The sequence below is a fragment of the Limnothrix sp. FACHB-406 genome, from assembly GCF_014698235.1.
GTDB lineage: Bacteria > Cyanobacteriota > Cyanobacteriia > CACIAM-69d > CACIAM-69d > CACIAM-69d.
The window spans coordinates 1-23901 of sequence record NZ_JACJSP010000025.1 but is presented as its reverse complement, the minus strand read 5'-3'; the positions used below and the strand labels follow the sequence as shown (position 1 = coordinate 23901).

The following is a 23901-nucleotide window of genomic DNA, read 5'->3' as shown; positions in this document are numbered from 1 at the left end:
GGGCTGGGTTTCGGGGCCATCCGCTTTGGCAACCGATCCCAGCCCCTGTCAGTCCATGGTTGCCACAACCGGCCTAGGCCTTGAGCAAGCCATGCATTCCCGCTAACAACACCCAGCCCAATAAATTCACCCGCAAATCAAACAGGGTGACATCCAAGAGATGGTAAGCGGCGAGATTGGCGAATCCCAAGCCCCAAGCGGCTAAACGGGTTTGGGAGTCCCGATCGCCCCAACGACCGATCGCCCGGGTGAACTGGGCCATGATCCAGCCACAGAGGCAAATCAGCCCCAAAGCCGCTGGCCAGCCCGTTTCCATGGCCAACATCAGGGCCAAGTTGTGGGGATGGCCCAGCCAATTGCCCGTGGCCTGTTGATACAGTCCTGTGAAGTTTCCCAGACCCCAACCCGTCCAGGGCCGTTGGGCTGCCAAATTCCAAGCAAAGTCCCACTGACTCCGGCGCAGGGTCGCTTCGGGGCGATCGGGATAAAGGGCATCATTCAGCCGGCCCCAAATGGCCTTCGGGACGATCGCCCTCAGGGGCCCGGCGGCCGGTTCCGGGCCAAAGGCCGCCCCCAGCGCCAAGGCGATCGCCCCGCCCGCCAGGGCCAACAACCAAAACCAACCAACGTATAGTCCCGTAGCCAACAGGTCGATCGCGGCCAGGGCCCAACCACTGCGAGAGTCTGTCAGCCCGATCGCCCCCAGCAGCAAAAGCACTGATAATCCATTGCCCAGGATCACCCCCCAACCGAGGGCGGCATGGGTCGATCGGTGGGTTTGCGCTTGTCGCTGCCGTTCCCGATCCATCACCAACAACCCCAAGGCCAGCACCAGCGCTACCCCAAAGTAGCTGGCGGTCACGTTGGCATATTCAAACGCCGAAGACAGTCGCCCTGGCGGATTGCCGCCCGCAGCTAAAATCCAGTCAATCACCGGCACGATGCGCACCGGGCCGCGCCATCCCCCAAACAGTTGCCCCAACCCCAACCCCACGGCGGGCAGGCAACCCCACACGATCGCCTGAGCCAAGGGCCGCAGGTGCGATCGATGGGTGATCAGTTGGCTGAAGGCCCCAAAGGCCCAAAAAAACGGTAAGAAATTCGCCAGCCCCAACGCCGCCCGTTCCAAGTTGGGCGAACCGGGCAAGGACAGCAACATCACCAGGCCGATCGCCCCCCAGGCCCAAACCAGCCGATCGCGCCGAATTGCATTCCAGCGTTGCCAATAGGTGGCAATGATCCCCAGCCCAATCGCCACCGCTCCCAAGGCCGGACTCAGGGGCAACACCAACAGCCCCCACCAAAGCCCCGCCCAAGGCCCCAACAGGGCCGGGTCAATCACAATCGAGCGCGTGGGCCACAGCCAAACCCGCCCCAGCGCGGCCAACTTCCCCATGGCCTAGGCTCGCTCCCTAGGCAAATCCGTAGGCGATCGCGTCATCGCCGCGTGTCATCCGAATTTGGGCCAGGGCAAACACCGCTGGCACAATCCGCCCGTAGTTGGTGGCGATCGTTCGCCAACCCAAATCCGCAAAAAACCAGCCCCACATCAGGGGCCCCATCACCGCCAACACCGTTTGCGCAGCACCATAGCGAGCGGCCGTCATCATCATTCCCCGTTGGGCCATCTTGGCCGCCACTTGGGTTTCCAGGGCCGCCGCCGCGCCGCCGGAAGCCGCGATCGCCACCTGGGCCGACTGATATCGCACCATGTGGGTTACAAACTGCTGGGCAATTTGCCGCAACACCAGGGGCCGCACCACCGCATCCAGGGCGATCGCGCTGCCCCCTTCCAACAGCAGCCGCACCGGATCGCGCCGCAGGGTTGCGGGAATGGCATCCACACCGGGAATCGTGGCGATCGACCGTTGCAAGTCCTTGGTCAGGGCGGCCCGCTGGCGCTTGGGCAATCGCTTCCAGGCTCGATCGAGCAAATGCAGAAAAATTTCCGCCTCCAGCTCCGTTGCCGTCCAGGTTTCACCGTAGGGCAATCGCAAATGTTGGCAAACCCTGACCAACACATCGCGGTAGGTCACCTCATGGAACCGCCCCCGCAACACCGTTAGCCCATCGGCGGCCAAGTAGCGAAATCGGCGGTCGATCGCGTCCAACCAAGCTTCCCGATCGCGGCTCTGCACCGACAGGGGATCGGGCGTAGCAACGTAGTCCAAGGGGTTAAACTTCCGCGCGAACAGCATCTCCGTCAGTTCGCGCAACTCGTCATTAGTTGCTAATTCCAATGCTGCTCGCAGTTCGTCCACAGCCCCAACTCCGCATCATTTCCAGCGTGATTGCCAGCGTTTAAATAGCGTTTGAATTGCCAATGAATGGCTCGCTAATAGCCTGTTTATGGCTTGGTTTCTATGGCTTGGGTGAGAGTTAGCGCCAATCGCTCCCAAAGGTGTCACACAAGGGCGCAGGAATGGCAACTCAACGCCTAAATTTGCTTTGCCCTGGGGTCAGCCCCATTGTACAAAGGGATGGGAAAACGCCCATGGCCTTGACGTAAGATCGCGCTAAATCTCGCTACAATCTTTAGATTTTCTTTGCATTTCGTCTTAGTGTCTGAAGTTCCGGTAACCCTGACCATGGGCTTGGCCGTTTAGCCCGTGCTGCTGGGTTGCCCCAAAAATAACGCAAAGTCTCCGTAAAATTCCTGGCCCGATCGCCCCGATATCAAGTCCCTATGACAACGCTTCCCCCGACTTTAACTCCCTCTCATTCTGTCGCGGTGATTGGCGCAGGGTTGGCGGGACTCACGGCAGCCCGCCAACTGCAAACGGCCGGGCGATCGGTCGTGGTGCTGGAAAAGTCCCGGGGCTTGGGTGGGCGGCTAAATACCCGTCGCCATTTGGACAGTCGGGCCGATCGAGGCGTGCCCTACCTGGAACCTCAGGGGCCCTTAACGGAAGCTTGGATCCAGGAACTGCAAAACACCAGCGACCTGCAACCTTGGCCCCAACCGCTCCATCACCTGACCGCCGAGGGCTTGCGAACCATTCCGGGGGATCAACGCTGGGCCATGCCCGCTGGTTTGAGCGTTGCGGCCAAACAATTGGCAGCGGGGCTAACGATCGCCCGTGGCCACCGGGCCATTGCCCTGACGGCTCCAGAAAAACCGGGAGAACCTTGGACAATTCAGTGTGATTTTCCGGCGGCGATCGAACCGGAGCAACAGCAGGAATTTTGGACTGCTGGGGCGATCGTGCTGGCCATTCCGGCTCCCCAGGCGGCGGACTTGCTGGAGTCGGTGGCCCCCGACTGGGCCAAGCGGGCCCGCCAAGTGACCTTCGATCCCTGCTTCAGCGTCACGGCCGCCTATGGCCCCGATCGGGAATTGCAGTTGCCCAATGGGGAAGCTTGGCAGGGAATTCGGGCCCAAATTCCCACCGATTGGCGCTGGTTAGCCCGCGAAGACAGCAAGGCCGACGGGATCTGGGCCATGGGGCAACCGGTGTTGCTGTTGCAAAGTTCGGCTGCGGTGGCCGAGCGGCTGTGGGATGTGCCAACGCTGGAGGCCGTGGGGCAAGCGCTGCTCGATCGCGCCGGGGCCGATCTGGGCTTGCACCTGCAACAGCCCGAATGGATTCAGGTACACCGTTGGCGCTACGCGATCGCCCGAAATCCGCTGGATGAGGGGTGTTGGATTGATCCCGATCGGGCCCTGGCGGTGGCGGGGGACTGGTGTGCAGCTCATCCGCCGGGACAATCCCTAGAAGCGGCAATGCGATCGGGACTATCTGCCGCCCAAGAACTGCTAGTCCACTGTTTTTAAGGCCCCTTACTTTTAAGACCCTACGTTTTTAGGGTCTCCTGCGGGGCCCCGCTACCGATGGGATTGCGGATTGATCGCGCCCCCCAGGTTTGGGGAATTAGACCTGGGGAATTGCCTCGCCGGGAAAGGCTTCCTCATATTCCGCAATCAAATCATCCAACTCTTCCAAGGCCTGGTTCACGTCAATCCGAATCGGGCCCAAATCGGCTCGATCGAGCAGCGACAATAAATAATCTCGTTTGGCCGCAATCGATCGCACCTGATCTTTCAGCACTTGCACATCCATGGCACAGTCATCCTCAGCTTTACGAAAGCGTTCTAAAGGGTTGGGGGCAAAAGGGTTCGGGTCGGTTATCCAGTCCTGTCGGTGCGGAGTTGGGGATCGTCCCGTCCGCTAGACGAATGGGCCATTCCATCTCAGAATTTACATTAGTTAATGAATACCCGGAACGCGATCGTGTTTGGCAGCCTTCCCCTTGCTCGAATTTTGCTCTATGCCGGTGGAGCCTTAACGGCGATCGCGGCAGTGGCCTATGTCATTGGTAACTCAACCCTGAATCTGATCACCTTTTTTTACGGCGTGCCGGTGCTGTTGGGGGGCTTGGCCCTGAAGGCTGCGGAGTTGAAACCAGCCCCCTACAAAACTCCCACGTCTTCGGAGGTCGTTGCCCTGCGCGATCGCCTGGCCACCCCCACCCAAAACCAGGTGCGCAAGGATGTGACCCGTTATCGCTACGGTGAAGAGGCCCATCTTTCCTTGGCGCTGGAGCGTTTGGGCTTGGCTCCCACGGATCCTGAACGGCCCAAACTGGTCAGCGTGGAAGAGGTGGACTTGCAAGGAGACTATGGGCTGATCCTGGAGTTTGAATCTCCAAAAATGCCCTTTGAAACCTGGCAGACCAAGCGGGACAAGATTGAGCGCTTCTTTGGCCCCAACTTGCGAGCGGAGGTGGCCCAAGGCGAGGGTTCGATCGTGGTTGTGTCGTTGATTTCACCGGCCCCGACGGCCTAGATCTGCCAACTGCTTCGATCAACCGCTTCGATCGGGCGCTGTCTCTGCCTAAGGCTCTTCAATGGCGGGTTGATCGCGCCGTTGCACCCCTAGCCCTGGCTCGATCGGGGGCAACAATCGACCACCGGGCGCAATCGCCGCGCCCACAAAGGGATCGTCCATCAAATTCAGATGGCTATCCAAGTCCAAGTAATCGGCCCAGGGGCCCAACTGCAAGGCAGCGGTGTTGGCCAAGGCACTGTCGGAATAGCAGCCAAACATCACTTGCAAGCCACAGGCCCGCGCCGTGGCCACCAGCCTTGTGGCCGCTGTCAGACCGCCGGATTTCATCAGCTTGATGTTGATGCCGTGGATGTGGGGCGCAAGCTGCGGAATATCTCGCTCATCAAAACAGCTTTCATCCACAAAAATCGGGAGGGGCGATCGCGCCTTCAGCTCCGCGAGTTGGGTTTCTTGGCCCACGGGCAAGGGCTGTTCCAGATACACCACGCCCCGATCGGCTAACCAGCGGGCCATCTCGATCGCCCCGGCCAAGTCCCAACCCCCATTGGCATCCACCAAAATTTTGGCCGTTGGGGCTTCTGCCAACACGGCTTCCACCAGGGCCCGATCGGCCGCCAACCCCTCGGGGCTACCGAGCTTCAACTTCAGCCAAGGGGTTTCAATCACCGATCGCCACTGTTGAACCCGCTCCCGGGCCGCCGCCGGAGAGCCAATCCCGATTGTTACGGAAATGGGCGGAATCCGTTCCCGATCGCCTCCCCACAGTTGCCAGAGGGGCAATCCCGATCGCTTGCCCGCCCAATCCCACAGGGCCAGATCGATCGCCGCCCGCGCCGCCGAGGGCAATGAGCGCACCCGATCGGCAATTTGCTGGCGATCGAGTGGGTGGCAGCCGGCCAGTTGCGGCCCGATCGACTCCAGAGCCTTGGCCAAGGCCTCAGTGGTTTGGGCGTGGGCCCCATGCACCACCGGGGAAGCCTCGCCCCACCCTTCGTAGCCCTCTGCAAAGATCCGCAGCCAGAGATTGGTGTTGCCGTGGTTTGTGCCGCGACTGATGGTGAGGGGTGATCGCTTGGTGACCGTGAAACGTTCGACGCAAATTTGCATTGCGAGAGAGGAGGGGAATGAGTGGCTAAAGGGCAATCCATAACCGATCGCCCCATTAATCAAACGTTAATTCGCCGTTAACCCATCCAACTGTGCGCAGGCAACCTCCTGCAAACTCTTTCAATCGCCTTGATGCAAGTGTGCCAAGATCCACTAAACTCTAATTGAATAGTTTTCTCAATAAATCAAGCCTGATGGGCTGAAGCGGGGGTGGCGATCGACGTACCCCCTTTGTTTAGCCTCCCTTATTGCAAATCTTTCTGGATAGTTGGAGGACTTCGTGAAGCCGTTTTCGTTCGATCGCCCCTTGCATAACGCGCATAATCCTTTCAACCCCGCCACGCCCCCTCGGCTTGGGCTGCAATCGGTCTTTTATCCCTTTAAAAAACGACAATTTTTCCAACTGAGCGGTCGCATTTGTGCCACCCACACCGACAAGGCCGGCCGCTGCAAGGCGCTTCAACTCGAAACCGACGGACGCATTGAACAGATCAAGTTGGCTAAGCCGTTGCGATCGCGCCTGGGCCACACCTTGCATGTGGGCAGTTGGGTTTCCCTGGCGGGCACGGCTAAATGTCATCCCTACAAAGGGTGGGTGAAGTTTAAGGCCAAGGCCCTCACGGGATCTTCGGTGCAACCCATGGAACCGGCAGGGCGATCGCCCTTCAGTCGTTCGGCTAATTTGCCCTGGACTCGGCAACCGGCAGCGCCCCCCACGCGCCCCGCTGCGGCTCCCATGCCCCACCGGGCCCCCTTCACGCCGCCTGCACAGTCCCCTTCACCCGATCGGTCATCAGCGCGCCCAACCGATCACGCAAGCGATCGCTCAACCGATCGCGCCACCACGGGCCCTGCCAACCGCCCCGTCGGCAGAATCCTGATTTGTCAAAAGTCCAGTTGTCGGAAGCGGGGCAGCGATGGCGTTTGCCGGGCCATTAACCAGGCTTTGGCCGATCGGGGACTGAGCGATCGGGTCAAGGTACAAACCACGGGCTGTCTCAAGGAATGTAGTCGCGGCCCGGCGGTGGTGACCCTTCCGGACAAAACCCGCCACACCCGGATCTCGCCCGATCGGATCCCCGAGCTGATTGAAACCCACTTCGGGCAACTGTCTTAGGGTTGGTTCTCCAATCCCTCAGCCCCTTGTGACGACGATTTGGGCATCGAAAATTAACCATTTCCGCTGGATTCCAGGAACAAACGACAGGCCCTAGGGTCTGTCGTCTTCTTTCTGAAACCCTGATGTTTGCGTCGCGCGGCCTGGAGAAACGGAGGCATGGCCCAGAAGACCTCTTGCATCAATCAAAACCCTCACCCTAAATCCCTCTCCCAAGTCGGGAGAGGGACTTGGCAACCAACAACGAAATCGCCGTTATTCCCGATTTCTGGCTCCCCTTCGCCCTCCTTGGGAGAAGGGGTTGGGGGATGAGGGCTGTTCGCTGATTCGCGCAAGAGGTCTAGAGAACTCGCGTTTTGGTAACTAACCAATGCAAAGTTCTACAGTCTGTTAAAAATTGCGAGCGATCGGTCACAACTCCTTTCCATCTCAGGATTCCACCGATATTCTGGGGTTCAGAAGCGGTAGATAAAAATCGAGTTGGATCTTCTCGGCGGGGGTGTGTAACATCTCTGCCGATTGTTTTTCTCAGCTCCTCAGCCGTTTTGGATCCGTTTCCCAATGTTTTCCAACTTATGAAGCAGTCGATGATGTCTCTGCCGGCGATCGCCTTGGCCATTGGACTCGGTTTGGCAGTTCCAGTGATTGAAAGCGCGATCGCCCCGTCGGTGGTTTTGGCCCAAAGCTTGCCCACCGGCACATTTTCCGATGGGGAATGGACCGTGCGCATTGCTTACCAAGGCAACGCGCTCACCTACTACGGCCGCAATGAAAATAGCGGGGATTCATTGTTTTTGAGCGGGGCTTCCGTGGGTGGCAATGCCAGCCGCCGCACCTACACCTGGAACAATAGCGGTCATCGCTATCGGGTGAGCTGGCAACCGTCGGATCCGGACACGATTCGGGTGGAAGTGTTTTCGCCCAATGGTCGCAGCATTCTGAATCGACTGCTGTATCGCTAGGGTTGCAAGACCTGGGCATGGTCGCCAGGGTGATGCTTTTTCAAAACAACAGGCGCGATCTCAGTCGGTCTCCCCATTGATTGAGCTGCTCCAGCCACTGACCACCCCGATCGCGCCATTGTTGCCAAGTTTCCGCTAAGTTCACCAGTCGATCGACCCGCAGATCCACATTCTGAGTCGGGTACTTTTGCAGTAGCTCCAACAGGGAAATTTGACCGTCATTCTCCGCTGCGGCCATCAGGGCCCGGCGGAGATTTTGATTGTTGTCGGTGCGCTTGGGCCCTTGCAACACTTGGCTCAACTGCTCCAACAGGATTGCTCCCTGGGAACTGGCCAGGGCCCGATCGAGCAACACAGGGGGCATGGTCACCCGCTGGGTCAAAATTTGGCGCACCCGATCGGGTCGTTGCTGGCTCAAGATCAAATAGGTTTCCAAATCATCCGAGAGTTCTCCCCGATCGGCCCAAGTCGCCAAATCGGTGACCGGCAAGGCTCCTCCCAAAGGGCCGTAGCGAAAGGTGATGGTTTCCGCCGCGATCGCGGGGCCAGTCCCGGCTCCCCAGGCGATCGCGAGGCCGGCGATCGAACCGGTCATCCAACGGGCCAGGGCGCGATCGGGTAGCAGGGCGCAATCAACTTGGTTGAGCAAAATCAGCGGCAACAGAGAACCTTTAACGCAGTGCTGTTGAGTTGAAATCGTCTGTTGCATTTGAGTTAATTAGTCTGATTCGGCACGAATATGCGAAATTTTCAACAGTTGCTCGGCAATATCAATTAGCTGATCTATAGACTCTTGTGTAATCTGTACGGTCTTAAAGCCATGAGCAACTACATTGCGCAATGAAAGCGCATTCATAAGTACCTGATACTCAGAGCGCGAAATTACACCCTCTGTCACCAACTGTTTGACGAGATAGTGTGGATCAAGTTTTTGTACAATCACTCCTTCATTTTCTGCAACAAGCCTTAAGCTTGCCTCCGCCAGAGACCAGGAATAGAGGAGCGCGGACTCTGGATGTTGCGTTGCAAGTTGCCTTGCTATCTGCAATCTTGTTTCGATTTCAGATGCTTGAAGAGAGCCTTCAGCCTCTGGCGGGTAGACGGCATCCTCTGGATTAGTCATCACTAACTCAAAGCGCCAACCGGGATGCTGTTCCACGGATTGAGCTAAATTTTGGAGATATTGCCTAGAAGAGGAACTCAGAGAACGGCGTGATTTCACTTCAATGATCACAGCTTCATTCCCTCGCCGAGCAATCATATCAGGACGATAATTCTTCAGAAAATTTGGCAGATCTTCAAGACTCGGATGAAAATAAACCTCGTATCCCTGATTACGATATTCTTCCGCCAATTGCAGTAATCGCTCTCTTTCTAGAGTTGCAGATGAAGTTGCCATTAAATAAGTACCTCTTGATCGGGAGCATCAATGACGACAATATGCAAAAATTCATTGCCACGAAGAAAGCCTTCTGCCAAGGTTGAGGTCATATTTTCAATTTTAAAGTTGCCTGACAGATTTCGTTTTCTGACAAGAACATCAGTGACTTGATCATCATCAATGTAGGCTAATCCAATTATGGCATCTTGAATTGGCTTGACAATATTGTCCACATCCATAGCCACAGAATCATAGAAATAGGTTATTTGCAGCATGATTAGACCGATCGCTGCTTTTTGTCCTGGGGGCCAATATTTCTCTGCTTCTTGTCGTACTGTCGTTTTCCAGGCTCTAAGACGCTCCCGCCTACGGGTTTGTTGAGATACGGGTGGCCCATCGACTATGAACTCAAGTCTCGTCAAAATACTCTCAAGTAAATTTCAAGTGGCAGATGTGCATTTGCATTTGTGCATTTATTGTCTTAACACGGGGTCTAAAACCCCGCCCTTTAGGGCCTGCTAGAATTTGACAGGCCGCTGGGCTAGCGGTGTCAGTCTGTGGAGCAACCGTAAGACCGGAAAACTCCTTGAGAGTGGAGGCAGGTGCAATAAAGCAGAAACCTAGATCGCGAGGTCTAGGAATCTTCGTTCCTTGGGGCGGGGAGGATGTCAAGCACTGACTCGGCGGGAGGATTCAGGGGTGGAGCCGGAGCCACCCGCTGGGCCGGACGGGGCAAATCATCGCGCCAAGGGCCCAACAGTTGCACCGAAACCCAGGCATAGCCCGCATAGGCCGGAATGGTGACCGCCGCGAGCAGGGCGGCAATTCCCCAACCCCAATTGCGGAAGCCGGGCCCTTGGTATTGGGTGCGATAGGGATCAAAGGGCAGAGCCGATCGATCCAGTTCGTCGCGCAAGTGCAGCGGTCGGCGAAATCGTACCCGGCGATCATCAAACTTTTCCAACAAAATCCAACCGGCCAGGGCTTCTTCGCGACAAAGTTGGGCAAAGGTGACAGGATTGGCAAAGAGGGGACGCTTGGCGCGCACAATTTTGTATTCCCACTCGATCGCCTGGCGCTCCGAAGGCGCGGTGTCTAGGGGGGGTAAGGCGGCCACGGCTGGATCGATCGGGCGGTGCAAACTCCGCAAAAACTCAACGCAATCGATTAGGTCGGGCTGTGGTGCAAGGTCGGGTTGTCCGGCGCTGGGGTCTATTTCCCGCAGCACCGATGTGAAGTCTTGGGGCGATCGGCTGGCGGGGGAACGGGGCATCCGGCGCGTGGGCCACAATGGCACGTCGCGGGAATCGGCATCGTAATCATCGCGGTAATGATCAAAACCTTCTTCACGAGCTTCATCCGCCAAGGGAAAGCCGGAAGCATCGGGGCCGGATTGCACCGTCATTGCTGCTGAAGCCTGTTGGAATGCGTATGGTGGAATGCGTACCGTGGAAGATGTATCCGCTTTGGGCATTGGGTGGCGAGATGGGCCTCATTGTATCTGAGATATTTGCGTTGGTCGGTGGTGGGCTGGGCCAGACCCGGAACCAGGAAACGGGTAGGCGATCGGGCCCTTGGCGCTGGTTGCTTTGGGGGGCGATCGCCTTGGGGCCCGTCCTGATGCCCGTTACCCATGCCAATGCCCAAGCCGCCGAACCCCCCACCCCCGAGCCAAACAGCAACCCCTGTGGCCCGGCGGTGCTCGATCGACTGGTTCGCCATCGGTTGGCCGCCGGAGAAACCGTCGAAAGTCTTGCCAGTCGCTATAACCTGTTGCCCAGCACCCTGCTGGCCCTGAATCCCAACCTGCGGGGCGGCCAACTGCCCAAACCCGGCACGGAAATTTTGATTGCTCCCATTAACGGAATTCGGGTGGAAACCCAACCGGGCGACAATTGGCAGTCGATCGCCCAGCAATACCGCGTTCGGGCCGACTCTCTGTTTACGGTCAATGGTTGCCAGGCCCAACCGGGGCGATCGGTCTTTGTGCCCGGCGTGCTTTGGTCCCCGATCGACCCTGGAGTCGGCGCGCCCCCCAGCGCCAGCGACCCCGACAACGACCTGCTGCGCTATCCCCTGTCGGAAATTAGCCGTCCCCTGACGGACTTTGGTTGGCAAGTGGGGCCCGCCGGAGCCGCCGTCTTTAACAGTTACATCACCCTTGAAGCCCGACCCAGCGCCGTTGTCTTGGCCGTTGGGCCCGGAACCGTCGCCTTTGTGGGCCCCAACTCTGGCTATCCAGGACAACTGGTGGTGATCAATCACCAGGGCGGCCGCCAAACTCGCTACGCCAACCTGGGAGCCACCTCCGTCCAGCGCGGGCAACGGGTCAACGCGGGCACTCGCCTGGGTACGATTCCCAGCCGCCCCGCCAACGGTCGCAGCCGTGGCCTGTGGTTTGAAGTTCGCTATAACTCCTCCGTGGGCTGGGTGGCGCAAAATCCTGGCCCTTACCTACAACGCATGGAACCGGCGCGATCGACCCCACCCAACCCCACCGCCCCCACTGGCAACCGACCCAGCCCGCGCCCCAGTCCGCCCCGTAACGGTTCCAGCAATCGATGACAGTTGGCCTTCGCTTCTGAATTGACCGCGATCGCCCGACCCGATAAGGTTCTAGGAGGAAATTTCTAGCGCAATAGGCAACCCCGAACCTTGGCTAAGACCGTCATTGCAGGCAACTGGAAAATGTATAAAACCCAGGCCGAAACCCTGGAGTTTTTGAAGCCCTTCGTTGAGCAAATCGCCGAAACCCCGGACGATCGCGAAATTGTGCTGTGCGTTCCCTTCACGGATCTCAGCGTGCTGTCCAATGCTCTTCACGGCAGCCGCATTCGCATCGGCGCGCAAAACGTCCATTGGGAAGCCAACGGAGCCTATACCGGCGAAATTTCGGCTGAAATGCTGACCGAACTGGGTGTTCGCTACGTGGTGGTGGGCCACAGCGAACGGCGGCAATATTTTGGTGAAACCGACGAAACCGTCAACCGCCGATTGAAGGCGGCCCAAGCGGCCGGCTTAACCCCGATTTTGTGTGTGGGCGAAACCAAACAACAGCGCGACGCAGGCGAAACCCAAACCCACATTGCCCAACAATTGAAGGCGGGGTTGGTGGGCGTGAACCTCAGCAATCTGGTGATTGCCTATGAACCCATTTGGGCGATCGGTACCGGGGACACCTGCGAATCCAAAGAAGCCAACCGAGTGATTGGCTGGATTCGCGATCAACTCAATGGTGAAGACTTGCCGATTCAATACGGCGGTTCTGTCAAGCCCGAGTTGATTGATGAAATTATGGCCCAACCGGAAATTAACGGTGTGTTGGTTGGTGGCGCTAGCCTTGACCCGATCGGCTTTGCTCGGATTGTGAACTATCAATAATTGCCATCATTATTGCCACGATCTGCCTCACTGTTTTGCCTTGTTTTTTTCAACCATTGCTAACCAATAGGCGGGCGATCGAGCCGGAATATCCACTCGATCGCTTGCCTGCATTCTTATCCAAAATCATGCCAATTTTTCAGAAATTTATTCTGAATTGAGTTGCCGCTGTTGCTTAAAACGCTAGTTACTCTCTGTGAGATGATGACTTGTGGTAAACGATCACTCACATTGCAAGATTTTCCCTAACTCATTACTACTCAATTACGGCACTACAGCCTTTACCTAGAATTATTGGCACGCCATATTGCAGATGCCATAAAGCAACGGTTTGGTGGGCAGTGCCCACCCTACGGGCGACTATGCTTAGTAATTGAGGTAAGGGCTGTATCTCCGATCATTCCCTAATTATTATTGCTACTGCTGCCTTCTTCTTGCGTTTCTGCTGGTCCTCCAAACGTGCCACCGGGGCCAAACAAGGACGTGGCCGCCTCATCCAACTGTTGGAAAAAGAGCAGGAAACCCAACACATCTCGGAACGGCTGGGTCACGGTGTTCAAGGCATAGGTAACGCGAGCGATGAGGTTGCGGTTCACAACTACCACGTCGTTATCGCGCAGGGGAGGATTATTGGCTGGATCGCCCATAAACGCAGCTTTGCCATCCAGAATTCGGGTGACTGGTTTGCCCTGTTCTGGATCAAAACGAATGAGGGCAATTCGCCGGAGCCGGGCGGTATCCAATGACACGCCATTGAGCGCATCAATGAAGGTACTGCCGTTGGGCAGGGTGAGGGTGACCAGGCCACCGCGACCGGCATAGTTCACCATCCGAATCCGAATGGCGGCGCGGGCTACGTTGCTGCGGGCCATCAGGTCTGCGTCATAGCCCGGATCAATGCCGGATTCGCGCCGAGGCACCACGATCGCATCGCCATCTTGCAGATAAATCCGTGGTTCCGGGGCCCCTTCCACGAGCAGGGAGAGCAGGTTCACGTTTTTCTCGATCGTGGAGCCGTCGGGCAGTTGGCGGCGAACTTTGATGGCCCGTAAATCAGCCCAGTCGGTGGCTCCGCCGGAGGCCACCAGGGCGGTCACAACCGTATCAAAGGGGCTGACTCGATAGAACCCAGGTTTGACCACTTCGCCAGTGACCACAATGTCAGGATTCACGGGGGTGAGCACGCCGACGGTGACGATCGGGTTAACAAGATAGCGTTCGTAACCCTGCTGTAGAAACTTTTGCAGTTCGGCGGTGGTTAGCCCTTCTGCGTTGACGATTCCCAGTAGGGGGACGGAAATTTGCCCCTGAACATTGACGATTGTGGAGGTGTTGAGTTCGGGGAAACCTTGCACCTGAATGGCGATCGTGTCGTAGGACGAGAGGCGATAGACCCGCCATTCCGGGGGCGGTGCGGTGAGGGATTCGGGCCAGTCGGGAATGGGTTGCCCCGGTTGCCCCGGTTGTCCCGGTTGTCCCGGTTGTCCCGGTTGCACAAGTGGCACTGGGGCGGCGTTGGGGCCAGAGGGTTGAGTCGGGGCCGGTTGGGCTGGGGTTGTTGGGGTGGCTGGCGGCCGGTTGGGCTGGGGGGCCGCTTGGATGGGTTGGAGTTGGGGGCGATCGGGGCCCGATCGGGGAATGTCCGGAAACACGACTTCAGCGGTGGATGCGGCGGCGGACGGATCGGAATCGCGATCGGGCTGATTGACGGGCTGATCTAAACCTGAGCCATTCGCTCCCTGGCGAGGCGTTTGGGCCAAGACGGCGATCGCCTGACTACTGAGCAGGACGATCGGTAAACAACGGCTGAGGGCCAAGGTCAAGGCGGGCAGGGAGGAACGGGCCATAGGGCAGAAAAGGGCAGCAACGGCAGAATCAGCGGCATCCAAAGTATCCAGTCAGCAGAATTCAATCAGGGGCAAAGGGCAGCAATGCCATCCCGATTGAGCCATGCAGCAATTCGCGATCGGCGCTAGCGATCGACCTTGGGGGGGACGGGTTTCAGCGGCCCTGTCAGCAGAACTTGCTGCACCTGTTGCGCCAGGTCGGTTAAGCGGGCTTGATAGTTTTGATCCCACTCATCCAAGGGCTTATCCGTAGGCAACAGCAAACTGACCGCTACCCAAGGGGTGTGGCCCTGTTGCCATTGGGCCAGTTGATCACGCCAAAACCATTGGCTGGGGGCCGGGTCGCCCCCTTGGGGCCAGGCATACCAGGACAGCAGGAAATAGGTTTGGTGCTGACTAGTCCAAAGCCGCACCAGCCGGGCCCGAAAGGGCGGCAGGCCCGCCGGGGCCAGGGTCAAGGTCTGTTCTGAGTCTGTTTGCAGGCCGTCGCCCAGCCAGTTGCCGGAATCGAGAGCGGTCCATTCCACTTGGGGTCGATCGCGCCCACGCTTCATGGGCATCAGCAACAACACGGCGCGATCGCGTTGGGCTGCGGCGTTGGGGGTTGCGCCCGGGCCTGGGGGCCGCACTCGCTCGATCGGCTGCCAAAGCCACTGTTCACCGCCCAAACTGCGCTGGCTGATGGGTTGGGTTTGCCAACCGGGAATGGCTAAACCCTGTTTGGGTAATTGCCGTAGGGTTTTCAGTTGGCTGGGGTTGCCGGCCCGTTGCCAGCGCCAGGCCCCGCCCGCCACATAACCCGGCAAGGATCCCAGGGCGATCGCCCCCAACAGGCCCAGGGCCAGCAGTTTTGAGCGATGGCGGCCCCAGAAATTTTGAGCGGGGGTGGGTTGCGAGTCCGAAGTGGAAGAGTCGGTCATGGGAGAACAGCAGCGACGGGCAAGGACAGGCTCAAAAGCAAAAATCAAACGAAAGCAATCAAACGAAAGCAATCAAACAAAAGCAATCAAACAAAAAACCAAACTGAAACCAAAGCAAAGCTCAAAACACCGACTACAACACGAACCCAAACAGCAACAGATGCACCACGATTAGCTGATCCGCAGGCCAATCCTCTCGCCAGGATAGCGGGCTGGGACTGGTGGCCGCCAAGGGCAACGCGATCGCCCGGGGAATCGATCGACCCGTCTGGAGATCGATTCGAGATCGATTTGAAATCGATGACACGGCCGCAAATTACCAAGGACTGCCAATCGTGGTGAAGCTGGCCCAATAGTAGGGGTGAGCTAGGGAAAAAGTTGCTAACTTGCTCGACTCCGGCGGCAAATCGACAACGCCACCGGGAAACACCAAGCGCCCATCTTCGGCCCGGGTTTGCCCCCGCAACATGGCAATTTGGGCCCGGCGCAGGGCTTCCGCTTTGATGGGAGCCGATCGCAGGGCATCATAGAACCCCGCCATCAGCCCCAAGGTTCCCTCGTCACTCACATACCAGAGGCTGGCCACCACGGATTTCACCCCCGCATCCACCGCAAAGCCCGCAAATCCCAACTCCGCCGACTCATCCCCGATCGCCGTGCGACAAGCGCTCAGCACCAACAATTCCACGGGCGGACTGCCCAACCCCAAGTAGCGCAAATCACTGACGGCTAACCGTCGATCCCATAACCGCACAAAGGAATCTTGGGGAGAGCCGGGCCGAAAATCCGCGTGGGTGGCCAAATGCAAAATCGGGAACGGGTTCGATCGCCGCTGACGTTTCAGGTTTTCTAAGTTGAACTCTTCATTCAGAAAGGTTTTATCCCGGGGAATCAGCCGTTGGATCGTGGCCAGTTCCACCGGCACGGCGGGCAACGGCGGCAAATCCGTGAACTCCGAGGCCCCAAAACTGAGCACCGGGGCCGATCGAATGGGTTCAAACTGCGTATCAGTCAGGTTGATGCTGGGAATTAACCCAACGCTGTATTTCTCAATCAAAAACTGCTGGCCATCGTGCAACACGGACACGGGCAGCGATCGCATTCCGCGATCCATCGAAAAGGCGATCGTGTCCACCTGATGGCGCACCAACTCTTCGGCCACGGGTCCCACAATCCAGCGGTATAGCTGCTCGGCCGGGGGGCGGTAGGTGTTGCTGATGCGGGCAACGGGGGTGGTGATGGCGGCTCGCAAATCATTCACCGCCTTCAAAACCCGATCGCGCGGGGCCTCGCGCACCACGCGATAGATCGGTGGTGCGTCGGGAATCACCAAAATTACATCCAACTGCTCAGGGCGAGCGAAGGTATACAAAATCGCCGGTTTCAGTCCCGTTTTTGACTCTAAACGGCGCAACGTGCCCTGAAGGTCGGGAAAACTCTGCACATCGTTGCTCAGGGCCCGACCCAGATGGCCGTTGGTGAGGGTGGTATAGAGTCGATCGATTTCCACCGCCGCCCGATCCGAAGCGCCGCCTTTCAGGTGGTCAATAATTTGCCGACGGGCCACCTGTTCAATGGCCGCCAGATTGTCCCCCGATCGCCCCCCGTTGCCCATGGGCCGTTGCTGCACGATGCGCCCCGCTTCCGGGTCAGGGCGATCGCCCTCCGCTTCTGGCTCCACAACGGGTGTCGGTGTGGGACTGGGAGAAGGAGTCGGCGTGGGACTCGGAGAAGGAGTCGGCGTGGGACTCGGAGAAGGAGTTGGCGTGGGACTCGGAGAAGGCGTTGGCGTGGGACTCGGAGAAGGGGTCGGCGTGGGGCTAGGGGTGGGACTCGGAGAAGGAGTCGGTGTGGGCGTGGGGGTGGGAACTGGCTCGCCCGTGGTGATGAATTCGATATTGCCCTGGGTGAAGGGGCCCGGAAAGGAACCGGTGCTGATGGTGCTGCTGCCGGTGGATACGCCACCGGCCAAACCATTGCCGCCGCTGCTGGGCGTTTCGCCCACCACCAAAGGCACAACGGGCGTTTGGGAACCGCCACCATGGGTGATGCGGACGGCATTCCCTCCCTGGCTGCCGCCCGTGGCGATGCTGGTCAAAACACCCGATCGATCAATGAAGGCCCCCAGGGCCCGGAAAAAGCGCGTGCTCACAATGTCCACGCTGCCACCCCGACCATCGCTCCCCCCTTGGGCGTTCAGGCTAGTGATTTGCACATCGCCCGGGCCCGTGAGGGTGAGGTTGGCGTTGCCGCCGTTGCCTCCAATGGCGCTGAGATTCAGGGTTCCCAAACTGATGCCGGTGCTGGCGCGGGCCTGAAGATTGCCGCCTTGGCTGTTGCCGCTGGCGTTCAGGTTGCCCCCACTGATCTGATCCGTGGCGCTGATCAGCGTGATGCTACCGGCGGCGTTTTGTCCCTGGGTGCTGAGGCTGCCAAAGCTGAGGGCCCGTTGGGCCGTGAGGGTGATGTTGCCGCCGCCGTTGCCTGCGGCTGTGATTAGACCAGCGATCGCGGCGCTGTTGTTGCTGCTGGCGATTGCCACATTACCGGCCACGCCAATCACCGGAGCACTGGTGGACAGGTCGCCACTGAGGGCGATCGGGCCGCTGCTGTCGATCGTCACGCCGCCGCCGCTGCCATTGTTGCCGATCGCCTGGAGATTGCCCCCCACCGTCACCCCCGTGCTGCCATTGAGCGTGACCGCTCCGCCGGACTGACTGCCGCTACTGGTGATGGCTCCGGTGGCGATCGCCCCGCCCGAGGTGCGCAATGTCACTTGCCCCCCGATCGGGCCCTGGCTGGAGATTGCGCCCGTGGTCAGGTTACCCGGCGCAGACAGGTTAATCGCCCCGCCGATGGTGTTCATGTCACCCGTGGTGATGGAGCCGCTGCTGCTATTGAGGGTGATCGGGCCACCTTCGTTACCGGTGGTGCGTAAGGAGCCGGTGGTGATGCTGGAGCCGGCCGAGAGGTCGATCGCCCCGCCCTGGGTTTCCAGTCCCCCGATCGAGATCGCTTCGCCCGCTTGAATGGTGATTGGTGCGCCCAAGGTGCTCAATACATCGGCGGAATCCAAAAACCGCACATCGCGCCCCGCCGTGAACCGCACCGACCCACCATTGGCCATCCGCAGACTGAGGCGATCGTCAAGCAAATTTTCCAGCACAATATCCCGCTCCGCTTCCAGGATCAGGTTAGCGGTGCTCAACAACAGTTCTAAGCGCCCCTCACTGATTGTGAAGTCCACGGGAGCGGGCGGCCCCGTAAAAAAGCCTTGATCAGTGCGCAGAATCTGACTTTCTGGCTGGCCAAAGGGCACATTACTACTCAGTTGTGAATCATCACTGCCCAGGACACCAGGCACAATCCGAATATCCTGGGGATCCAGCAGCAGCGTGCCCAAGGAACCCAAGGGAGCCGTCAGATCCACCGTTCCCCGCACGGCCAGTTCCCCCTTGGCCGACAGCTCCACAAAACCACCCGGGCCACCGTTGGGGCCGCCCCGGGCCGCGATCGCCCCGCTATACCAAGTCAAACCATCGGCCCAGACAATCACCTGACCACCGGCCCCTCGATCGGTGGCATTGGCCTGAATTTGGCTGGCCCGATCGACCCAAGTGGCCCAAGCGCTGAACAGATTACCGCTGCCCCGTTCGCTGCCGCCAATTTGCACCCGACCGCCCCCCTGAGGGCCGCTGGCTTCCAAGTTAGCCCCCACCAGACCCACCCGATCGCCCCCGATCGTGATGCTGCCGCCGGGGCCGGTGGAGCGGGCGCTGTCCACATTTCCGGCCACCACCACACCCCGATCGGGCAAGGCCACGGGCCCCGACGCGGCAGACTGCAACAGCACCGAGCCATCGGGATTGATCACCAACTGGGATGCGGCGGCGGTGGGGCTACCGGCCAACAATTCCGCCAGCGATCGCCCCCCGATCGCCCCCGGTTCCGGCAAGGCCACTTCCAAGGTCAAGGTGGATCCATCGGGCGCGATTCTGACCCGATTCGTGCCGGGAATGGCGGCCACGGTCACGTTGCCCCCGGGCGCTTGCAGCCGGCCCGTGGACACCACGGAACCACCGCCCAACAGCCACAGATTTTGTCCTTCGCCCACGGCCAAGGAACCCCAGCTCAACAGATGACCCGGGCGATCGCTCACAAAATCCAGCCATTGCAGGGAACCGCTCAAGCCGCGAAAGTCCACGGGGCCTTGGGCAGAAAACCAACCGCCATCGCTGAAACCCAGCCGATCGGCGGTGGTGGCCATAAACGAGGCGGGCACATCCAACCGGGTCCCAGCCCCAAACAGGATCCCCGCAGGATTCATTAGATATAAATTGGGCTGGCCGCCGGAGATCCGAATCAGCCCTTCAATCACGGACGGCTCACCCCCAGTGACGCGCCCAACGATCGCCCGCAAGTCTGGTGTGGCCAAAAAATTGGCAATTTCCTGGGGACTGAGGCCCAGCCGCTGAAAGCTATGGAACAGGTTATCGCCCGATCGGGTTCCGCCGCCGATGTTGTATTGGTTGCCCTGTTGTTGAACGGTAGTGCCCAGGCCGTCGTTGGCGGGAACGATCGCCGGTTCGGCATGGACGGGGCTGGCCATGAGGGCCATGCCGATTCCAAAAATCCCGATCGCCGTTTGCCGGTAACTACCCATGGCTTTTCCTCGCTCGATCGCTGGGGGTGGATCTGTCCTTAGGGCGATCGTAGCTCGCAAACGGTTGATTAACCCTGGCTTAATTTGGAGCGGCGGGGTGATTGGGGCGATCGGAGAGGTCGGCGGCGCGATCGCCCCTCGGGATCGCGGGTTGGTTGTCGGCGGCAATGGGGCGGGGTCGGGTCGGGGCGTACCGCTGTACGCCCTCCAACCGGGTCGATCGCTTAATACGAATTGGTTTGCGGAGATCTCGCGTATCGGAGGGCGTATGGCGATGCGCCCCTACAGATTCGAGAATGTTTAAGTACGCTGAGGTGTCTATAAAACAATCGCCGGGGTGTCTGGATTCACGATCAAGAATCTGACATTACTGAGGGCAAAAATTATTGATTGTGGCGGCATTGGGTGCGCGGATTGAGGCGATCGCAGTCCCAGCGTTGAGGATTGGTGACAATGTAATTGCGAAAATTGGTTAATTCCCGATCGTGACGCACCACTCTTTCCCAATAATTTCGCTGCCAAATTCGTCTGCCAGCCTGACCCGATTTTTGATTAATCGTTTTCGTCGTCTGATATTTAAAATACGCCACCACATTCCCCACCCCAATCGTAGGGGCGGGGTCTCCCCGCCCAGCCCCCACGACCATTTCCCGCCCAGCCCCTGGCGATTCATTCACAATTTCCAGGATGCCGTGAACATGATTAGGCATCGCCACAAATCCATCCAATCGAATATTTGGAAATCGTTGGGGTAAGGATTGCCAAGCCGCGATCGCAATTTCTCCATCTTCTGTGGGGTCAAATTTGCCATCAATAATTTTGCCCAACCAGGGTTCGCGATGTTGGGTACAAAGGGTCAAGAAATACATCCCCGGTGTGGCGTAATCATAGTTCCGTAAACGGATCGATCGCCTGTGGTGAATTTCGGGGTTATATCCCATGGTTATGCAACCATTTACAATGCTTCACATATTATCAAAATTTTGCGTTTGGATGGTCGTGGGGGCTGGGCGGTGGATGGTCGTGGGGGCTGGGCGGTGGATGGTCGTGGGGGCTGGGCGGGGAGACCCCGCCCCTACGGGGTTTTGGGTGGGGTGGTGAGTTGTTGCAGGATGGATTGGGTGAGGGGGTGGTCGGAGAGTTCGGCGGCGCGATCAGCTTCGATGACGGTTTGCACGAAGATGCGGAAATTTTCTTGAACGGTTTGGGTGTTGGGATGGTCTTGACCGAGTTTCTCTAGAAAAATCTCCAAGCAACGCCGGTAGAGGGGTTCCGCTGCCTCGTACCGTCCCTGGGATTGGTAGAGGTGTGCCAAGTTGTTGAGGCTGATGGCGGTGTCGGGATGGTCGGCTCCCAGCACTCGCTCTTTGATTTCCAGTGATAGCCGGTAGAGAGGTTCCGCTGCCTCGTACCGTCCCTGGGATTCGTAGAGTCCTGCCAAGTTGTTGAGGATGGTGGCGGTGGAGGGATGGTCGGCTCCCAGCACTCGCTCCCGGATTTCCAGTGATCGCCGCAAGAGGGGTTCCGCTTCCTCGTACCATCCCTGGTATAAGCAGAGGTTTGCCAAGTTGTTGAGGCTGGTGGCGGTGTCGAGATGGTCGGCTCCCAGCACTTGCTCACGGATTTCCAGTGATAGCCGGTAGAGGTGTTCCGCCGCCTCGTACCGTCCTTGGGATTGGTAGAGTCCTGCCAAGTTGTTGAGGATGGTGGCGGTGTCGGGATGGTCAGTTCCCAGTACTTGCTTATGGATTTCCAGCGATCCCCGGTATAGGAGTTCCGCTGCCTTGTACTGTCCCTGGGATTTGTAGAGGTGTGCCAAGCTATTGAGGCTGATGGCGGTGTCGGGATGGTCGACTCCCAGCACTTGCTCACGGATTTCCAGCGATCGCCGGTAGAGGGGTTCCGCTGCCTCGTACCGTCCCTGGGATTGGTAGAGGTTTGCCAAGCTATTGAGGCTTTGGGCGGTGTCGGGATGGTCGACTCCCAGCACTTGCTCACGGATTTCCAGCGATCGCCGAAAGAGGGGTTCCGCTGCCTCGTATCGTCCCTGGGAATAGTAGAGTCCTGCCAAGTCGTTGAGGCTGGTGGCGGTGGTAGGATGGTCGGGGCCGAAGCGGCGTTCGGTGGTGCTCAAGCAGTCGCTGTAGTGCTGTTCGGCTTCGTCCCAGAGACCTTGCCCCTCAGCCAGCCGTGCCAGTGCGGTGAAGGCCCAAATGCAATCTTCATCATTAATCTCGCCACTGGCCGCCGCTGCCGTTTCCAAGTGTTGCCAGGCGGGGCGGGTACGCGCCAAGTCAGCCAGCGTCACCGGATAGGGAACTGTTTGCGCCACGCTCACCATTTGCCCCAAAAATGCCTGTTGCAGCGCCCCGCCCTCGGGCCAGTCCGCCCGTTTGGCTGCAAAGAACTCCCGAATCAGCGGATGCAAAGCAGATTGCCCATCCTCGGCTTTCACCAAACTCAGCTTCACCAACTGATCTCGCGCCTCTTCGAGTTCTTCCTCATCGTCGTTAGGCAAACAACCCTGCACCCACTCCCACAACACCGGAGCCGGCCCAAAACAACCCAACAACACCGCCAGCCGTTGCGCCTCCGAGTCCAACGCTTGCCAGCTCAACTCAAAGGCCGCCGCCACCCCGCGCCGCGCCGTCATTCCCTCGGGAAAATCTCGATCTTTGGGGGCGATCGCCGGGGCCTGCAACCGTTTCGCCGCCAGCCGTTCTTGCATGGTGGCCAGCGACAGATCCGCCTTGCGCTTCAGGTAGTAGCCCACCAACTCAATCCCCAACGGCAAATAGCCCAGCCATTCGCACAGCGCCGCCGCCGTCTTGGGTTCCGCCGCGATCCGCTCCCTTCCCACAATGCTTTCGAGCAACTGGAGCGCCGCCTCTGGGGTCAGCACCTGCAACTCCAGCCGCTCAACCCCCTGAAACTTCGCCCGCGTCGTGATCAGCACCCGAAATCGCGAATCGCTTGGCAAAATTGCCTCAACTTGGGTGCGATAGTCCGTCACATCATCAAAAATCAACAGCACCGATTCCGGCGGCACTTCCTGGGCCGGCCAATGGGCCAAGCAATGGTCTAACTGCTCCGGCAAATCGCCGAACTCCGCGAGATCAACCGTCGGGAAAAAGCGCGATCGGGCAAAGTTCAACAGCTCAACCCCCGCCCGTTCCCCCGCCAGCCACACCACCCCGCCGCGATAGGTTTCGTGCAAATGTTGCCGCGCATATTGCACCGCCAGCTCACTCTTGCCCACGCCGCCCATGCCATCCACACTGGCGATTGCCACCCGGTGATCACCCGTTTGGAGCAACTGGTGCAACTCTGCCAACACATCGTCACGTCCAAAGAAGCGATCGCGCGCCACCCCCCGATCCTGCAAATTCGTCGGCGGCCCATCCCCAGTCGGTTTCGGCGGTGGGGCTGACTGGTAGACATGGACGTGCTTATCACGCGCAACGTTATCGCCCGAACCACTGTGGTTCTGCTCGATGCGATCGCCCATCGTCTGGTCAACCTTGCCGATCTCGATCTGGGCTTGATCGTTAGCAATGATGCCCTGCTGGATTTCGGGTCGATCGCTCATGGCTCGTGCCAGAAGTGTTGAATCTAAACACAAAACTTCATATTCTAGGCAACAAGAGTTTCTGGCAGTAAATCATAGCTCCAATGACTGATTGAGCCATAGCGACCGAGTACAACTTGCAAATATCGCAATTTATCTAGTAGC

At 58.8% G+C, this 23901-nt stretch carries 21 protein-coding genes; 7 read left to right on the top strand and 14 right to left on the bottom strand.

The features are described 5' to 3' along the window. Positions 1-73 precede the first annotated feature (73 nt). Positions 74-1396, bottom strand: coding sequence for an O-antigen ligase (locus H6G53_RS17345; RefSeq protein WP_190535145.1), 1323 nt, complete (start codon positions 1394-1396; stop codon positions 74-76). Positions 1397-1412: 16 nt separating this feature from the next. Beyond that, on the bottom strand, positions 1413-2261 hold the full coding sequence (locus tag H6G53_RS17340) for a hypothetical protein (RefSeq protein WP_190354439.1): 849 nt from the start codon (positions 2259-2261) through the stop codon (positions 1413-1415). Between the two features lie 425 nt (positions 2262-2686). Here H6G53_RS17340 and H6G53_RS17335 point away from each other — a divergent pair, with 425 nt between their 5' ends. Then, complete coding sequence (locus tag H6G53_RS17335; RefSeq protein WP_190535141.1) at positions 2687-3775, top strand: NAD(P)/FAD-dependent oxidoreductase; 1089 nt, start codon at positions 2687-2689, stop codon at positions 3773-3775. Positions 3776-3872: 97 nt separating this feature from the next. On the opposite strand, the gene H6G53_RS17330 is transcribed toward H6G53_RS17335, so the two are convergent. Beyond that, positions 3873-4061 carry a hypothetical protein gene (locus H6G53_RS17330; RefSeq protein WP_099532295.1) on the bottom strand — a complete coding sequence of 63 codons (189 nt, stop codon included), beginning with the start codon at positions 4059-4061 and terminating at the stop codon, positions 3873-3875. A 171-nt stretch (positions 4062-4232) separates the two neighbouring features. Here H6G53_RS17330 and H6G53_RS17325 point away from each other — a divergent pair, with 171 nt between their 5' ends. Continuing rightward, entirely contained in the window at positions 4233-4787 is a 555-nt protein-coding gene (locus H6G53_RS17325) for a DUF2854 domain-containing protein (RefSeq protein ID WP_099532297.1), read from the top strand. A 48-nt stretch (positions 4788-4835) separates the two neighbouring features. On the opposite strand, the gene H6G53_RS17320 is transcribed toward H6G53_RS17325, so the two are convergent. Further along, positions 4836-5897 (bottom strand): dipeptide epimerase, encoded by a 1062-nt coding sequence (locus H6G53_RS17320; RefSeq protein ID WP_099532296.1) that lies wholly within the window; start codon positions 5895-5897, stop codon positions 4836-4838. A gap of 280 nt (positions 5898-6177) precedes the next feature. On the opposite strand from H6G53_RS17320, the gene H6G53_RS19375 reads away from it, so the two are divergent. After that, positions 6178-7014, top strand: a complete 837-nt coding sequence (locus H6G53_RS19375; RefSeq protein WP_190535139.1) for a (2Fe-2S) ferredoxin domain-containing protein — start codon at positions 6178-6180, stop codon at positions 7012-7014. A gap of 587 nt (positions 7015-7601) precedes the next feature. Next, positions 7602-7976 (top strand): hypothetical protein, encoded by a 375-nt coding sequence (locus tag H6G53_RS17310; RefSeq protein ID WP_199309304.1) that lies wholly within the window; start codon positions 7602-7604, stop codon positions 7974-7976. Positions 7977-8016: 40 nt separating this feature from the next. On the opposite strand, the gene H6G53_RS17305 is transcribed toward H6G53_RS17310, so the two are convergent. The 4 genes from H6G53_RS17305 to H6G53_RS17290 all read right to left on the bottom strand — a co-directional run bounded on the left by H6G53_RS17305 (position 8017) and on the right by H6G53_RS17290 (position 10762). Further along, on the bottom strand, positions 8017-8685 hold the full coding sequence (locus H6G53_RS17305; RefSeq protein WP_190535136.1) for an alpha/beta hydrolase: 669 nt from the start codon (positions 8683-8685) through the stop codon (positions 8017-8019). Positions 8686-8694: 9 nt separating this feature from the next. Then, on the bottom strand, positions 8695-9375 hold the full coding sequence (locus H6G53_RS17300; RefSeq protein ID WP_190535133.1) for a hypothetical protein: 681 nt from the start codon (positions 9373-9375) through the stop codon (positions 8695-8697). Further along, a complete protein-coding gene (locus H6G53_RS17295; RefSeq protein WP_199309303.1) occupies positions 9375-9779 on the bottom strand; it encodes a RusA family crossover junction endodeoxyribonuclease in 405 nt (134 codons plus the stop codon). Before H6G53_RS17295 ends, H6G53_RS17300 begins: the two co-directional genes overlap by 1 nt. Before the next feature lie 212 nt (positions 9780-9991). Continuing rightward, positions 9992-10762, bottom strand: a complete 771-nt coding sequence (locus H6G53_RS17290) for a hypothetical protein (RefSeq protein WP_190535130.1) — start codon at positions 10760-10762, stop codon at positions 9992-9994. A gap of 80 nt (positions 10763-10842) precedes the next feature. Between H6G53_RS17290 and H6G53_RS17285 the strand changes: the two genes are divergently transcribed. Further along, the gene (locus tag H6G53_RS17285) at positions 10843-11922 is read left to right on the top strand and encodes a M23 family metallopeptidase (RefSeq protein WP_190535127.1); all 1080 of its coding nucleotides are present in this window, start codon (positions 10843-10845) and stop codon (positions 11920-11922) included. A gap of 90 nt (positions 11923-12012) precedes the next feature. Beyond that, positions 12013-12738 (top strand): triose-phosphate isomerase, encoded by a 726-nt coding sequence (gene tpiA, locus H6G53_RS17280; protein WP_190354424.1) that lies wholly within the window; start codon positions 12013-12015, stop codon positions 12736-12738. Positions 12739-13142: 404 nt separating this feature from the next. On the opposite strand, the gene H6G53_RS17275 is transcribed toward tpiA, so the two are convergent. The 4 genes from H6G53_RS17275 to H6G53_RS17260 all read right to left on the bottom strand — a co-directional run bounded on the left by H6G53_RS17275 (position 13143) and on the right by H6G53_RS17260 (position 20168). Next, positions 13143-14585 (bottom strand): polysaccharide biosynthesis/export family protein, encoded by a 1443-nt coding sequence (locus H6G53_RS17275; RefSeq protein WP_190535124.1) that lies wholly within the window; start codon positions 14583-14585, stop codon positions 13143-13145. Between the two features lie 125 nt (positions 14586-14710). Continuing rightward, on the bottom strand, positions 14711-15505 hold the full coding sequence (locus tag H6G53_RS17270; protein WP_190535122.1) for a cyanoexosortase B system-associated protein: 795 nt from the start codon (positions 15503-15505) through the stop codon (positions 14711-14713). Between the two features lie 133 nt (positions 15506-15638). Further along, positions 15639-15812, bottom strand: coding sequence for a hypothetical protein (locus tag H6G53_RS17265; protein ID WP_190535118.1), 174 nt, complete (start codon positions 15810-15812; stop codon positions 15639-15641). A 9-nt stretch (positions 15813-15821) separates the two neighbouring features. Then, positions 15822-20168 (bottom strand): CHAT domain-containing protein, encoded by a 4347-nt coding sequence (locus H6G53_RS17260; protein WP_190535115.1) that lies wholly within the window; start codon positions 20166-20168, stop codon positions 15822-15824. On the opposite strand from H6G53_RS17260, the gene H6G53_RS17255 reads away from it, so the two are divergent. Further along, the gene (locus H6G53_RS17255; RefSeq protein ID WP_190535112.1) at positions 20167-20472 is read left to right on the top strand and encodes a hypothetical protein; all 306 of its coding nucleotides are present in this window, start codon (positions 20167-20169) and stop codon (positions 20470-20472) included. The two genes, H6G53_RS17260 and H6G53_RS17255, sit on opposite strands and share 2 nt — an antisense overlap. A 79-nt stretch (positions 20473-20551) precedes the next feature. Here the strand turns inward: H6G53_RS17255 and H6G53_RS17250 are convergent, their stop codons facing one another. Both H6G53_RS17250 and H6G53_RS17245 read right to left on the bottom strand, forming a co-directional pair. Continuing rightward, the gene (locus H6G53_RS17250) at positions 20552-21109 is read right to left on the bottom strand and encodes a transposase (protein WP_190535110.1); all 558 of its coding nucleotides are present in this window, start codon (positions 21107-21109) and stop codon (positions 20552-20554) included. 134 nt (positions 21110-21243) lie between these two features. Further along, a complete protein-coding gene (locus tag H6G53_RS17245; protein WP_199309302.1) occupies positions 21244-23757 on the bottom strand; it encodes a tetratricopeptide repeat protein in 2514 nt (837 codons plus the stop codon). Positions 23758-23901 lie beyond the last annotated feature (144 nt).